The sequence below is a fragment of the Rhodoferax lithotrophicus genome (assembly GCF_019973615.1).
Taxonomy (GTDB): Bacteria; Pseudomonadota; Gammaproteobacteria; order Burkholderiales; family Burkholderiaceae_C; genus Rhodoferax; species Rhodoferax lithotrophicus.
The window spans coordinates 3,503,044-3,517,631 of record NZ_AP024238.1 but is presented as its reverse complement, the minus strand read 5'-3'; the positions used below and the strand labels follow the sequence as shown (position 1 = coordinate 3,517,631).

Below are 14,588 nucleotides of genomic sequence, written 5' to 3'. Positions count from 1 at the left end.
GCTTCGGTCTGTTCCGCAAACAGGTTTACTTTTCCGTATCCACCAAGCCTTTGACAAACCATTTCTGCATCAGCATCACCACCAGTGCGGGCGGCAGCATGGCCAGCACGGCGGTGGCCATGACGATGTTCCACTGCATGTCAGAGTCCCCCCCCGAGATCATGCGTTTGATGCCAATCACCACCGGATACATGTCTTCGTGGGTGGTCACCAGCAGCGGCCACAGGTACTGGTTCCAGCCATAGATGAACTGGATGACAAACAGCGCGGCAATCGAGGTTTTGGACAGCGGCACCAGAATGTCCTTGAAAAACCGCATCGGCCCGGCCCCGTCCATGCGGGCGGCTTCCACCAGCTCTTCGGGTACGGTCAGGAAAAACTGCCGGAACAGAAAAGTGGCGGTGGCCGAGGCAATCAGCGGAATTGTCAGACCTGCATAGCTGTTGAGCATGCCCAGATCAGCTACCACCTTGTAGGTGGGGCCAATACGCACCTCCACCGGCAGCATCAGGGTGATGAAAATTGCCCAGAAGAAAAACATGCGAAACGGGAAACGGAAATAGACGATGGCAAAGGCCGACAGCAGCGAGATGGCAATTTTGCCCACCGAGATGACCAGCGCCGTGACCAGGCTGACCATCATCATCTGCCCGACCGGTGCTTTGGAGCCCGAGCCACCCCCGGTGCCGTTCCAGGCGGCGGCATAGTTCTCCAGCAGATGGCTGCCCGGCAGCAGTGGCATGGGGGTTTGCACAATCGCCTGCGAGGTTTGTGTCGAGGCGACAAAAGTCAGGTAGAGCGGAAAAGCCACCACCAACACCCCCAGAATCAGGATGACGTGGGCCAGAATACCCAGCGTGCGGCGGCGCTCAACCATGTAGACGGGCTTTCATCAGTAGTTCACCTTTTTCTCGATAAAGCGGAATTGCACCACGGTGAGCAGCACCACAATCACCATCAATACCACCGACTGCGCGGCCGAGCCGCCCAGATCCATCGCCTTGAAGCCGTCAAAGTACACCTTGTAGACCAGGATGGCGGTGTCTTTACCGGGGCCGCCCTGGGTGGCGGCATCAATGATGGCAAAGGTGTCAAAAAAGGCATAAACAACGTTGATGACCAGCAGGAAAAACGTGGTGGGTGACAGTAGCGGGAAGACAATGGTCCAGAAGCGCCGCCAGGGCCTGGCACCATCTATGGCGGCCGCTTCGATCAAAGACTTCGGGATGCTCTGCAGTCCGGCCAGAAAGAACAAAAAATTGTAGGAAATCTGTTTCCACACTGCCGCCATCACCACCAGGGCCATGGCATGTTGGCTGTTGAGCAGGTGGTTCCAGTCGATGCCCAGGGTATGCAACCAGTAAGACACCACCCCTACGCTGGGCGCAAACATGAACAGCCACAACACCCCGGCCACGGCGGGAGCCACCGCATAGGGCCAGATCAGCAGGGTTTTGTAGACCATGGCCCCTTTGACCACGCGGTCGGCAAACACCGCCAGCAGCAGTGAGAGGCTGATGCCGACCACCGCCACCAGGGTTGAAAAAATGGCGGTGGTGTAAAACGAGGCCAGGTAGGTGTCGTCATTCCACAGGTTGCGAAAATTGTCCAGCCCGACCCAGTCGACCGAGGTACCAAAAGCATCCGACTGTTGCAACGACTGCAGCAAGGCTTGGCCGGCAGGCCAGAAGAAAAATACCGCGATGATGATCACCTGGGGTGCCATCAGCACCCAAGGCAGCCAGGCAGAGCGGAAAAAGACGCGCTTTCCCACAGTCAGGGCAAAAGGGGTTTAGCCCTTCTTGTTGGCTTTTTCAAAGCGATCCAGCAGCTCGTTGCCACGTTTGACGATGGCGTCCAGCGCTTCTTTGGCTGATTTCTTGCCACCCCAGACCTGTTCGAGTTCTTCGTCCTCAATGGTGCGGATCTGCACATAGTTGCCCAGGCGGATACCACGTGACTTGTCGGTGACTTTGCGGATCATCTGGTTCACCGCCACATCGGTGCCCGGGTTTTCTTTGTAGAAGCCGGATTTTTCGGTCAACTGGAAGGCGGCCGTGGTGATGGGCAGGTAGCCGGTGCGTTTGTGGCTGGCCGATTGCACCTCAGGGCTGGAGAGGTAGGTGAAGAACTCGGCCACGCCCTTGTACTCATCGGCTTTCTTGCCCGCCATGACCCACAGGCTGGCACCACCAATGACGGTGTTTTGCGGTGCGCCGGGCACATCGGGATAGTAGGGCAGGGGGGCCAGACCGAAGTCAAACTTGGCGTTTTTCTTCACATTGCCATAGAACCCGCTGGAGGTGGTGATCATGGCGCACTCGCCGGAAATAAAAGTCGGCTCGGGCACGTTGGCGCGACCCTTGTAGACGAACAGGCCTTGTTTGGCCATGTTGGCCAGGTTGTCAATGTGGCGCACATGCAGCGGGGAATCCACCTTCATGCGCGCATCCATGCCGGCCAGACCATTGGCCTTGGTGGCAAATTCCACGTTGTGCCAGGCAGAAAAACTCTCTAGCTGGGTCCAGCCTTGCCAAGCCAGTGTCAGTGGGCACTTGTGGCCGGCCGACTTGAGTTTGGCTGCAGCCAACGCCACTTCGGGCCAACTGCTGGGTGCCTTGTTAGGGTCGAGCCCTGCGGCTTTGAAGGCATCCTTGTTGTAATAAAACACGGTGGTGGAGCTGTTGAACGGCATGCTCAGCATCTCGCCGCTGGGGGCGGTGTAGTAGCCAGCTACTGCCGGAATATAGGCTTTGGGATCAAACTTTTGACCGGCATCTTTCATGACTTTGCCCACGGGCATGATGGCATTCTTGCTGGCCATCATGGTGGCGGTACCTACTTCAAACACTTGCAGGATATTCGGCGCATTGCCGGCCCGGAAAGCGGCGACGGCGGCGGTCATGGATTCGTCGTATTGGCCTTTGTAGGTGGGCACCACTTTGTAATTGCTCTGACTTTCATTAAAGCCCTTGGCCAGGTCGTTGACCCATTGGCCGTTGACGGCGGTCATGGAGTGCCACCATTGGATTTCGGTGACGGCTTGGGCCGACAGGGCCAATGAGGCGGCCAACGCCACGGCGGCAAGTTTCATTTTCATGCGATCTCCTTGAGATAAAAAGTGCAAGCCTACTGGCCACATATGAAGAATTTGCGACAGAACGATGTCAGGCCCACTCAAGTCGAGATTAGACGCAGATTTTGATGGCCTGCACATCAGGGTTTCCACAGGGTCACCATCACCTGAGTAGGGCAATGCTGCGCTGCGGTAACATCGCCAACCCAGCCAAAGCCTGCCTTGGTGGGGCTTATCTGCCCTCTAACGGCTGTAACTACCTTACCCGATGAACGCTCCCCTTCCGCTCAAGTCTTTGTTGCCTGTCGGCGCTATTGCGTCGCATGGACAGGAACGCATCCGCGAGATTCCCTATAACTACACCTCGTTTTCCGACCGCGAAATTGTCATTCGCCTGCTGGGTGAATCCGCCTGGGGCTGGCTGAATCAATTGCGCGAAGAGCGCCGCACCGGCCGTTCGGCGCGTATGTTGTACGAGGTGTTGGGCGATATCTGGGTGGTGCAGCGCAACCCCTATTTGCAGGACGATTTGCTGGACAACCCGAAGCGCCGGGTGTTGCTGGTGGAAGCTTTGCAGCACCGCCTGCATGAGGTGCAAAAACGCCGCACGCCGGAGAGTGATCCCGATCGGGATGCGCTGGTGGGCCGCTTGCTGGAGGCTGCGGGCAAAGCGGTGCAGGCGTTTGATGCCGCATTTGTCGAAACCGCCCTGCTGCGTCGTAAAGCCCAGCGCCTGCTGGCCAAGCTGACGGCCAAAGACAACATCAAGTTTGATGGCTTGAGCCGGGTCAGCCATGTAACGGACGCGACCGACTGGCGCGTGGAGTACCCGTTTGTGGTGCTCACGCCTGACACTGAAGCCGAGATGGCGCATCTGGTCAAAGGTTGTATTGAGCTGGGCCTGACCGTCATCCCGCGCGGCGGTGGCACCGGCTACACCGGCGGCGCGATTCCGCTGACCTGGAAGAGTGTGGTGATCAACACCGAAAAGCTGGAGGCCATGACCGAGGTCGAAATGCTCAAGCTGCCGGGGCTGGATCATGAAGTGGGCACGGTCTGGTCCGAGGCAGGGGTGGTCACCAACCGGGTGGCGCATGCCGCCGAACGTGCCGGTTTTGTGTTTGCCGTGGACCCGACATCGGCCGAGGCCTCGTGTATTGGTGGCAACATCGCCATGAATGCCGGTGGCAAAAAAGCCGTGTTATGGGGTACCGCATTGGACAACCTGGCCAGTTGGCGCATGGTGACACCGCAGGCCGAGTGGCTGGAGGTGACCCGCATCAACCACAACATGGGCAAGATCCATGACGTGGATGTGGCCAGTTTTGAGCTGCAGTATTTCAAGGCCGACGGCAAAACCCCGCTACGCCAAGAGCGGCTGGACATTCCCGGCAAGAGTTTCCGCAAGGAGGGCCTGGGCAAGGATGTCACCGACAAGTTTTTGAGCGGCCTGCCGGGCATTCAAAAAGAAGGCTGCGACGGCCTGATCACCAGCGCCCGCTGGGTGGTGCACCGCATGCCCAAGCACACCCGCACCGTGTGCCTGGAGTTTTTTGGCAACGCCAAGGATGCGGTGCCCAGCATCGTCGAGATCAAGGACTTCATGTTTGCCGAGCAGAAGCGTTCAGGCGTGGTGCTGGCGGGGCTGGAGCATCTGGATGACCGGTATTTGAAAGCGGTGGGTTATGCCACCAAATCCAAGAAGGGCGCGCAGGCGGCGGGCTCCAGCAGCACTGTGCCCAAGATGGTGTTGTTTGGTGACATAGCCGGTGACAATGCCGATGAGGTAGCACGGGTCACCAGCGAGGTGGTGCGGATTGCCAACTCGCGCCATGGCGAGGGCTTTATCGCCATCAGCCCGGAGGCGCGCAAAAAGTTCTGGCTGGACCGCAAGCGCACGGCAGCCATTTCCAAACACACCAACGCCTTCAAGATCAATGAAGATGTGGTGATTCCGCTGCCACGCATGGCCGAATACACCGATGGCATTGAGCGCATCAACATTGAACTGAGTCTGCACAACAAGCTGGCCCTGTGCGACGCGCTGGAAGAATTTTTCACCCAGGGTAATTTGCCTTTGGGTCGGCAGGACGATGCGGGTGAGATTTCTCCCGCCGAAATGCTGGAAGACCGGGTGGCTCAGGCGCTGGCTTTGCTGGCCGATGTACGTGCCTTGTGGTCGGGTTGGCTGCGGGACGTGGAGCCACTGTTTGCCCAACTGCAAGACCATTCCCTGCGCGCCAGCTGGAAAACCCAGATTCGTCAGCCTTTGCAGCAAATCTTTTCGGGTGCAGCCTTTGATCCAATCCTGAAGGAGTGCAATGCGATTCACCAGCGGGTGCTCAAAGGCCGTGTTTGGGTGGCGTTACACATGCACGCCGGGGACGGCAATGTGCACACCAACATTCCCGTCAACAGCGATGACTACGACATGCTGCAGGCCGCGCACGGTGCCGTCAAACGCATCATGGCGCTGGCACGCAGTCTGGACGGTGTGATTTCGGGCGAACACGGCATTGGCATCACCAAGCTGGAGTTCTTGAGCGACGCCGAGTTGCAGCCGTTCACCGATTACAAGGCCAGGGTTGACCCGGAGGGGCGTTTTAATAAAGGTAAACTGCTACGAAATAAAGAGCTGTTTACGCAGCATGGACGGGCGCTAGAGGCCAATTTCTTATATGCTGACCTGACCAACGCCTACACCCCTAGCTTTGGCCTGATGGGACATGAGTCGCTGATCATGCAGCAGAGTGACATTGGTGCGATTGCCGATAGCGTCAAAGACTGCCTGCGTTGCGGCAAATGCAAACCGGTGTGCTCTACCCATGTGCCACGCGCCAACCTGCTGTACAGCCCGCGCAACAAGATTCTGGCGACCTCGCTGCTGGTGGAAGCTTTCCTGTATGAAGAGCAAACCCGTCGTGGTGTCAGTATCAAGCACTGGCAGGAGTTTGAGGATGTAGCCGACCACTGCACGGTGTGCCACAAATGTCTGTCGCCGTGCCCGGTGAAGATCGATTTTGGTGACGTGTCGATGAATATGCGCAACCTGTTGCGCAAGATGGGCAAAAAAAGTTTCCGCCCAGCAGGCGCGGCGGCCATGTTTTTGCTCAATGCCACCAACCCTGAGACCATCAAGCTGGCGCGTTCGGTGATGGTGAATGTGGCCATTCGGGCGCAACGTCTGGCCGCTGACGTGCTGAAAGTGGTGGCACGCAAGCAGACCAAGGCACCACCGGCCACACTGGGCACCGCTCCGATCAAGGAGCAGGTGATCCACTTCATCAACAAAAAGCTGCCTGGCGGACTGCCCAAACGCACGGCGCGTGCCTTGCTGGACATTGAGGACAAGGATTACGTGCCGATCATCCGCAACCCAAAAACCACCACGGGTGAGACCGAGGCGGTGTTTTATTTTCCGGGTTGTGGTTCGGAGCGCTTGTTCAGCCAGGTGGGCTTGGCTACGCAGGCCATGTTGTGGCACGCGGGGGTGCAAACCGTGTTGCCGCCCGGTTACCTGTGCTGCGGCTACCCGCAGCGCGGTGCCGGCCAGTTTGACAAAGCCGAGAAGATGATCACTGACAACCGGGTGTTGTTCCACCGGGTGGCCAACACGCTGAACTACCTGGACATCAAGACCGTGGTGGTGAGCTGCGGCACCTGTTACGACCAGTTGCAGGGCTACAAGTTTGAGGACATCTTCCCCGGCTGCCGCATCATCGATATCCATGAGTACCTGCTGGAGAAAGGTATCACGCTGGCCAATGCAGGAGCCTTCTTGTTCCACGACCCATGCCACAGTCCAATGAAGTTGCAGGAGCCACTGAAAACCGTCAAGGCCTTGCTGGGAGACAACGTGGTGTTGTCAGAGCGCTGCTGCGGTGAATCCGGTACGCTGGCGCTGAACCGCCCTGACATTTCCACCCAGGTGCGTTTTCGCAAGGAAGAAGAAATACTCAAGGGTGAAGCCCAGTTGCGTGACCAGGGTCTGGTGGGAGCCAAGGACAACATCAAAATGTTGACATCCTGCCCGGCCTGTCTGCAAGGTCTGAGCCGTTATGGAGAGGATCTGCAAAACGGCCTGCTGGAGGCGGATTACATCGTGGTGGAAATGGCACGGCAGATTCTGGGTGAACAGTGGATGCCGGATTACGTCAAGGTAGCCAATGACGGCGGCATTGAACGGGTGCTGGTGTAACACTGCACGCCACCACACAAATGACAAGGAGACACATCATGGCAGGTTTACAGAACGGTGCGCCCGCACCTCAAGACATCACGGTTCACAGCCAATCCCGCGTGCTGGAGATCAGTTTTTCAGATGGTGCGACGTTTCGCATTCCGTTTGAGCTGATGCGGGTGTATTCACCTTCGGCCGAGGTGGCTGGCCATGGGCCAGGGCAAGAAGTGCTGCAAACCGGCAAACGCGAGGTCACATTGACTGGATTGGAGCCGGTAGGCAACTACGCTGTTCAACCTGCGTTTTCCGATGGCCATGACTCGGGCATTTATTCCTGGGACTATTTGTATTTTTTGGGCTCGCAGCAAGATAAATTGTGGTCTGATTACACCGCGCGTTTGCAAGCAGCCGGGGTAGATCGTGACACACCTATGCCTGAAAAAGCAGGTGCCAGCTGCGGCCATTAATAAAACCCATGACTGAATGATCTTATGAGCACCACACATTTTGGCTACAAAACGGTTGAAGAAACCGAAAAAGCGCAACACGTCAAAGGCGTGTTTGACTCGGTTGCGCCCAAATACGACTTGATGAATGACCTGATGTCGATGGGCCTGCACCGGGCTTGGAAGGCTTACACCGTCCTGGTGGCCAATGTGCACGAGGGTGACAAGGTACTGGATATCGCAGGCGGTACCGGGGATTTGTCACTGGCCTTTGCCAAAAAGGTTGGCAAAACCGGTCAGGTGGTGCATACCGATATCAATGAAGCCATGTTGCGCACCGGGTGTGACCGCTTGGTCGATGCCGGTGTGGTGCTGCCCACCGTGGTCTGTGATGCTGAAAAATTGCCGTTCCCCGACAACTATTTCAACTTGGTCACGGTGGCTTTTGGCTTGCGCAACATGACGCATAAAGAGGTGGCTTTGGCCGAGATGAACCGGGTGCTCAAACCAGGTGGCAAGCTGTTGGTGCTGGAGTTTTCCAAGGTGGCCAAGCCGCTGGAGAAAGCCTATGACTGGTATTCGTTCAAGATTTTGCCCAAGCTGGGTGAGTGGGTGGCGGGTGATGCGTCAAGTTACCAATATCTGGCCGAATCCATTCGTATGCACCCAGGCCAGGAAGAACTCAAATCCCTGATGAAGGCTAATGGCTTTGGTCATGTGGATTACCACAATATGACGGGTGGTCTGGTAGCCTTGCACGTGGGAATCAAATGTTGAGTCACGGCGTGGCTCAACCAACGTGTGAATAAACAAATTTTGGAGATGTTATGAAAATATGGCTTTCTTTATTGAGCCTGTGCTTGGCGTTGGTGGCAGGGCAAGCCGAAGCGGCCAAACGCTTTGGCGGTGGCAAGTCAATTGGGCAACAGTCCAGCAACGTAACGCAGCGTCAGGCCACGCCTGCTGCGCCAAACCAGGCGGCCAACACCACCGCCAATACGCCATCACCTGCCGCCCCGGCAGCGGCACCGAAAAAACCTTGGGGTGCCATGCTGGGTGGTTTGGCTGCGGGGTTGGGCCTGGCCTGGTTGGCCAGCTCCTTGGGTCTGGGGGCGGCCATGGGCCAGTTCATGATGTTTGCGTTGCTGGCGCTGGTCATCATGATGGCTGTGGGCTGGTTCATGCGGCGTAAGCAACAGACGCCACAACAAGCAACCACGCCGTTTGCGTTTCAGGGAGCAGGGTCGGCTGGTACGGCCTCTGTGCCAGCCAGTTACCGCCCGGAAAATGTCGGCAACGATGCTTCAGCTCGCCCTTGGGAGCGCAACACCACCGCGTTTCAGGCTAACACTGGAAATGCAGTAGGTGCTGGCGGATCCATGATTGGTTCTGGCCTCGCGGGTTCACAAACTTGGGGTATTCCTGCTGGCTTTGACAGCGAAGGTTTCTTGAAGTCTGCCAAGGTCAATTTTGTGTCCTTGCAAGCGGCTTGGGATAAGTCTGATATTCCTGCCCTGCGGGTCATGATGACCGACACCATGCTGAAAGAAATCCAGGCGCAATTGGCCGAGCGCGAAACACATACCGGTGGCCCTTTGAACATGACCGAGGTCGTGATGATTGAAGCGCACTTGTTGGGTATTGAGGATTTGGGTGCCGATTACATGGCCAGTGTCGAGTTCTCCGGCATGATCCGTGAGGAACCTACCAGTGCGCCCAGCCCGTTCCGCGAAGTCTGGAACATGGTCAAATCCAAAAATGGCAGCAATGGCTGGTTGGTTGCAGGGGTTCAGGCGCTGCAATAAATATTTCGGCAAAATTCGGGGAATAATCGGGGACTATGACCACACAGTCCCCTTTTTCATTTCTGGAGGGTATCCTCCAAAAGCTCCCTCTCCCCCAGTTGCAGCTCCCCACATGGGCCGTTCATGAAGCACAGCGCCGCGTTGTGTTGCTGCTCAACCATGTGTTGATGCAGGAGCCAGAAGCCATGGCGCGTCTGACCCGTCAAAAAAACCAGGTGATGCTGGTGCAGTGGCGCTCATTCAATTTCAAGTTGGTAGCAACGCCTGCGGGCTTGCTTGACTTGGCCACCCCTGAGGCGGTTGCTGATCTGGTCATGACCATGACAGACGAATCACCGTTGGCTTTGGCCCAAACGGCCTTGCGTGGGGATAAGCCTGCGGTTCGTATTGAGGGTGATGTGCAATTGGCTGCAGAGGTTAATTGGTTGGTTGAGCATGTGCGTTGGGATATCGAAGAGGATCTGGCTCGTGTCATGGGCGATGTGCCCGCGCACACACTGAGCCAAATGGCCAAGACCCTGGCCAGCACATTGCGCGAATTTTTGGCCAAAGCGGCCACCTTTGTACCAGGTCAGTCCGCCAAATGACACGTCTTTTTCGTGGTGTGTTCATCCTTTGGGTGATGTTGCGGCATGGCCTGGATGAACTGGTTCTGACCAGTTTCAACAAACCCTGGTTGTTGCGTGTGGCGAAGGTTCTGACGCTCGGGCGTCAACTGGATGCGCCGCGTGGTCAGCGCATTCGTCAGGCACTGGAAAGTCTGGGTCCCATTTTTGTCAAGTTTGGCCAGGTGCTCTCCACCCGCCGTGACTTGTTGCCGGTCGATATTGCGGATGAACTGGCCAAATTGCAGGATCGTGTGCCCCCTTTCCCCAGTGAAGTGGCTATCGAGATTATTGAGCGAGCGTTCAAGAAACCTGTGGACAGTGTTTTTGTGTCGTTTGAGCGTCAACCCATTGCCAGTGCATCCATTGCGCAGGTTCACTTCGCGGTGCTGAAAGACAAGCAGGGTGTGCATCGTGAAGTGGCTGTCAAAGTATTGCGTCCAGGTATGTTGACGGTGATCGACAAAGACCTTGATTTGCTGCGCATGATGGCAGGTTGGGTGGAAGGGTTCTCCGAAGACGGCAAGCGCCTCAAGCCGCGCGAAGTGGTGGCTGAATTTGATAAATACCTTCATGACGAACTGGACTTGGTGCGTGAAGCTTCCAGCGCAGCTCAGCTCCGTCGCAACATGGCTGATCTGGATTTGGTGCTGATTCCTGAAATGTTCTGGGATTACTGCATGCCCGAAGTGATGGTGATGGAGCGCATGAAAGGCTTGCCCATCAACCAGGTGGATCGGTTGCGTGCTGCTGGTGTGGACATTCCTAAGCTGGCGCGTGATGGTGTCACGATCTTCTTTACCCAGGTTTTTCGGGATGGATTTTTTCATGCCGATATGCATCCTGGCAATATCCAGGTCAGCATTGAACCTGCCACTTTCGGACGCTATATTTCACTCGATTTCGGCATCGTTGGCACGCTGACCGAGATTGACAAGGAGTATTTGGCTCAGAACTTCACCGCATTTTTTCGTCGCGATTACAAACGTGTGGCAGAACTCCATATCGAATCTGGTTGGGTGCCAGCAAACACACGGGTGGATGAGCTTGAAGCTGCCGTCCGTTCGGTATGTGAGCCCTATTTTGATCGTCCGTTGAAAGAAATCTCGCTAGGCATGGTGTTGATGCGTCTGTTTCAAACCTCTCGCCGGTTTCAGGTTGAAATTCAACCACAATTGGTTCTGCTGCAAAAAACATTGCTCAATATTGAGGGGCTGGGCCGGGATCTGGATCCTGAACTCGATCTTTGGCACACGGCCAAGCCATTTCTTGAAAAATGGATGGTGGATCAAATTGGCCCCAAAAAACTGCTGGATGAGTTGCGTAATGAGGCCCCGCACTATGCCAAGTTACTCCCCGAGTTGCCGCGTTTGTTGTTTGAATTTTTAAAACACCCGCCCACGTCAGGCCCTTCTGCAGAGTTGCGTGCTTTATTGCTGGAGCAAAAACGGACCAACCGCTTGTTGCAGACCCTTATTTACGGGGGAATCGGTTTTGTGTTGGGGTTGGTGGTGATGCAAGCTCTGGTGCGTGTGCGTCTTTTTTAAGACGTATCCATACGTTTGGCTGCGCCATGGGGCGCAGATTTATAATCATCGGCTTTGCGGCTCTCTCTAAAGTCTGAACACTATGCCTATCTATGCTTATAAATGCAACGCCTGCGGGTTTGCCAAGGACGTGTTGCAAAAAATGTCTGATCCTGTCTTAACAGCTTGCCCTGAGTGTGGTCAGGAAACATTTTCCAAACAACTGACGGCAGCTGGTTTCCAACTTAAAGGCTCCGGTTGGTATGCCACAGATTTCAAGGGTGGCGGTGCTGGTACCTCGGCTCCTGCTACGGCTGCAGCCAGTACCACAGAGTCTTCAAGCAGCACACCTGATGTCTCCTCAAGCAAGACTGAAGCTGCGGCACCTGCAACGGGTGGGTGTGGCACCGGTTGCGCCTGTCATAGCTAAGTCCATCTCTGAAAGCATTTGTGCCTTTAAAAAAATACCTGCTGACCGGTTTGCTGGTTTGGCTGCCTCTGGCCATCACCATCTGGGTTCTTTTGTGGCTGATGGGTCTGCTGGATGGGATTGTGATCGGCGTCATCTCGGGGTTGCAAGCGATCACTTCTGATTCAGTCGTCACGCTGCTGGAGCGTTTCAAGCATATTCCCGGCTTGGGTGTGGTGCTGGTGTTTGGCGGTCTGCTGGTGACAGGGGCTTTGGTGTCCAATGTGGCGGGGCGTTGGTGGTTGCTTCAGTGGGATCGGCTGTTGACGCGGATTCCGGTTTTTAAATCGATTTACAACAGTGTCAAAAAAGTTTCAGACACTTTGTTTTCAAGTAACGGAAATGCATTTCGTACCGCGTTGCTGGTGCAATACCCGCGTCCTGGGATGTGGACCATTGCATTTCAAACCGGCGCACCCAGTGGTGAGGTGGCTGAGCAACTCGGCAGTGATTTTGTCAGTGTGTATGTGCCCACCACACCCAATCCCACCAGTGGTTTCTTTCTTATGTTGCCACGCAGTGATGTGATTGAACTCAAGATGAGTGTGGATGAGGCGTTGACCTATGTGATTTCCATGGGTTCGGTGGCACCCGCTTCGCTGACGGGCCATTTGCCCAAATAATCAATTTTTGACAACTTGCCGTCCCATGGGCGGCTTTAGAAAGCAGTTCTTATGGCAATGCGTTCTCATTATTGTGGTCTGGTGACTGAAGCCCTGATGGGCCAAGCCGTGACTTTGTGTGGCTGGGTTAACCGTAGACGTGACCACGGCGGCGTGATTTTTGTGGATGTGCGTGACCGTGAAGGTTATGTGCAGGTGGTATGTGACCCGGATCGGGCCGACATGTTCAAGATTGCCGAAGACTTGCGTAATGAGTTTTGTATTCAGGTCAAGGGCCTGGTACGTGCCCGACCCGAAGGCACGGTCAACGACAGCCTCAAGAGCGGCAAGATTGAAGTGTTGTGCCATGAGCTGACGGTGCTCAACCCCTCTGTCACGCCCCCGTTCCAACTCGATGAAGACAACCTGTCCGAGACCACCCGCTTGACGCACCGCGTGCTGGATTTGCGCCGCCCTTACATGCAAAACAACCTGATGCTGCGCTACCGTGTGGCCATGGAGGTGCGCAAGTTTCTGGATGCCAACGGTTTTGTGGACATTGAAACCCCGATGCTGACCAAGAGCACACCGGAGGGTGCGCGCGATTACCTGGTGCCCAGCCGTGTGCACGATGGTCATTTCTTTGCGCTCCCACAAAGCCCTCAATTGTTCAAACAACTTTTGATGGTGGCCGGATTTGACCGCTATTACCAGATTACCAAGTGTTTCCGTGACGAAGATCTGCGTGCTGATCGCCAGCCAGAATTCACTCAAATCGATATTGAAACCTCGTTCATGACCGAGGAAGACATTCGTGACATGTTTCAGGGCATGATCAAAACCGTGTTCCAGAACACCCTGGGTGTCGATCTGGGGGTATTCCCGGTGATGACCTATCAAGAAGCGGCGCATCGCTTTGGTTCGGACAAACCCGATTTGCGCGTCAAGCTCGAATTCACCGAACTCACCGATGTAATGGCCGATGTGGACTTCAAGGTGTTCTCCACCCCCGCCACTACCAAAGGTGGGCGTGTGGTGGCCTTGCGCGTGCCGGGTGGTGCAGAAATCAGCCGGGGTGAAATTGACAACTACGGCGAATTCGTCAAGATTTACGGCGCCAAGGGTCTGGCCTGGATCAAGGTCAATGACGTGGCCCAGGGCCGTGAAGGCTTGCAAAGCCCGATCGTCAAGAACCTGCACGACCGCGCTATTAGCGAAATTCTGGCCCGCACCGGGGCCCAAAATGGCGACATCCTGTTCTTTGGTGCCGACAAGGAAAAGATCGTCAACGATGCCATTGGGGCCTTGCGCATCAAGATCGGCCACAGCGAATTTGGCAAGAAAAATGGTCTGTTCGAGAACCGTTGGGCACCGCTGTGGGTGGTGGACTTCCCGATGTTTGAGTACGACGAAGACTCGGACCGCTGGATGGCGGTGCACCACCCCTTCACCGCACCCAAGGATGGGCATGAAGACTTGATGGTGACCGACCCTGGCAAGTGTATTTCCAAGGGTTACGACATGGTGCTGAATGGCTGGGAAATGGGTGGTGGTTCCGTGCGTATCCACCGTGCCGATGTACAGCAAAAGGTGTTTGATGCACTGAAGATCACGCCGGAAGAAGCACAACTCAAATTTGGCTTCCTGCTGGATGCCTTGCAGTATGGTGCGCCGCCGCATGGGGGTCTGGCCTTTGGCTTGGATCGCATCATTACCTTGATGACGGGTGCGGAATCCATTCGCGACGTGATTGCCTTCCCGAAAACCCAGCGTGCTCAGTGTCTGTTGACCCAAGCCCCGTCACCGGTGGACGAGAAACAACTGCGTGAATTACATATCCGCTTGCGTAATGCGGACCTGGTCAAGGCCAGTTGATACC

12 protein-coding genes are annotated in these 14,588 nt (G+C 55.8%); 9 read left to right on the top strand and 3 right to left on the bottom strand.

Features of this window, described 5'->3' with window-relative positions; genetic code table 11:
- Positions 1 to 25: 25 nt before the first annotated feature.
- The 3 genes from ugpE to ugpB are packed head-to-tail and all read right to left on the bottom strand — an operon-like array spanning position 26 to position 3,100.
- The gene (gene ugpE / locus LDN84_RS16200; protein ID WP_223904468.1) at positions 26 to 877 is read right to left on the bottom strand and encodes a sn-glycerol-3-phosphate ABC transporter permease UgpE; all 852 of its coding nucleotides are present in this window, start codon (positions 875 to 877) and stop codon (positions 26 to 28) included.
- A gap of 15 nt (positions 878 to 892) precedes the next feature.
- Positions 893 to 1,774 carry a sn-glycerol-3-phosphate ABC transporter permease UgpA gene (ugpA, locus tag LDN84_RS16195; protein WP_223904467.1) on the bottom strand — a complete coding sequence of 294 codons (882 nt, stop codon included), beginning with the start codon at positions 1,772 to 1,774 and terminating at the stop codon, positions 893 to 895.
- Between the two features lie 18 nt (positions 1,775 to 1,792).
- Positions 1,793 to 3,100: a sn-glycerol-3-phosphate ABC transporter substrate-binding protein UgpB gene (ugpB, locus tag LDN84_RS16190; protein WP_223904466.1), complete on the bottom strand. Its 1,308-nt coding sequence runs from the start codon at positions 3,098 to 3,100 to the stop codon at positions 1,793 to 1,795.
- 244 nt (positions 3,101 to 3,344) lie between these two features.
- On the opposite strand from ugpB, the gene LDN84_RS16185 reads away from it, so the two are divergent.
- The 9 genes from LDN84_RS16185 (at position 3,345) to aspS (ending at position 14,584) form a co-directional block, all read left to right on the top strand.
- A complete protein-coding gene (locus LDN84_RS16185; protein WP_223904465.1) occupies positions 3,345 to 7,274 on the top strand; it encodes a DUF3683 domain-containing protein in 3,930 nt (1,309 codons plus the stop codon).
- A 38-nt stretch (positions 7,275 to 7,312) separates the two neighbouring features.
- The gene (locus LDN84_RS16180) at positions 7,313 to 7,723 is read left to right on the top strand and encodes a gamma-butyrobetaine hydroxylase family protein (protein ID WP_223904464.1); all 411 of its coding nucleotides are present in this window, start codon (positions 7,313 to 7,315) and stop codon (positions 7,721 to 7,723) included.
- Positions 7,724 to 7,747: 24 nt separating this feature from the next.
- Entirely contained in the window at positions 7,748 to 8,479 is a 732-nt protein-coding gene (ubiE, locus tag LDN84_RS16175; protein ID WP_223904463.1) for a bifunctional demethylmenaquinone methyltransferase/2-methoxy-6-polyprenyl-1,4-benzoquinol methylase UbiE, read from the top strand.
- A gap of 50 nt (positions 8,480 to 8,529) precedes the next feature.
- Entirely contained in the window at positions 8,530 to 9,507 is a 978-nt protein-coding gene (locus tag LDN84_RS16170) for a Tim44 domain-containing protein (RefSeq protein WP_223904462.1), read from the top strand.
- A gap of 35 nt (positions 9,508 to 9,542) precedes the next feature.
- Positions 9,543 to 10,094, top strand: coding sequence for a hypothetical protein (locus tag LDN84_RS16165; protein ID WP_223904461.1), 552 nt, complete (start codon positions 9,543 to 9,545; stop codon positions 10,092 to 10,094).
- Positions 10,091 to 11,659 carry a ubiquinone biosynthesis regulatory protein kinase UbiB gene (gene ubiB, locus LDN84_RS16160; protein ID WP_223904460.1) on the top strand — a complete coding sequence of 523 codons (1,569 nt, stop codon included), beginning with the start codon at positions 10,091 to 10,093 and terminating at the stop codon, positions 11,657 to 11,659. Before LDN84_RS16165 ends, ubiB begins: the two co-directional genes overlap by 4 nt.
- Before the next feature lie 82 nt (positions 11,660 to 11,741).
- On the top strand, positions 11,742 to 12,068 hold the full coding sequence (locus LDN84_RS16155) for an FmdB family zinc ribbon protein (RefSeq protein WP_223904459.1): 327 nt from the start codon (positions 11,742 to 11,744) through the stop codon (positions 12,066 to 12,068).
- 20 nt (positions 12,069 to 12,088) lie between these two features.
- The gene (locus LDN84_RS16150) at positions 12,089 to 12,730 is read left to right on the top strand and encodes a DUF502 domain-containing protein (RefSeq protein ID WP_223904458.1); all 642 of its coding nucleotides are present in this window, start codon (positions 12,089 to 12,091) and stop codon (positions 12,728 to 12,730) included.
- 51 nt (positions 12,731 to 12,781) lie between these two features.
- Complete coding sequence (gene aspS / locus LDN84_RS16145; RefSeq protein WP_223904457.1) at positions 12,782 to 14,584, top strand: aspartate--tRNA ligase; 1,803 nt, start codon at positions 12,782 to 12,784, stop codon at positions 14,582 to 14,584.
- Positions 14,585 to 14,588: the final 4 nt, after the last annotated feature.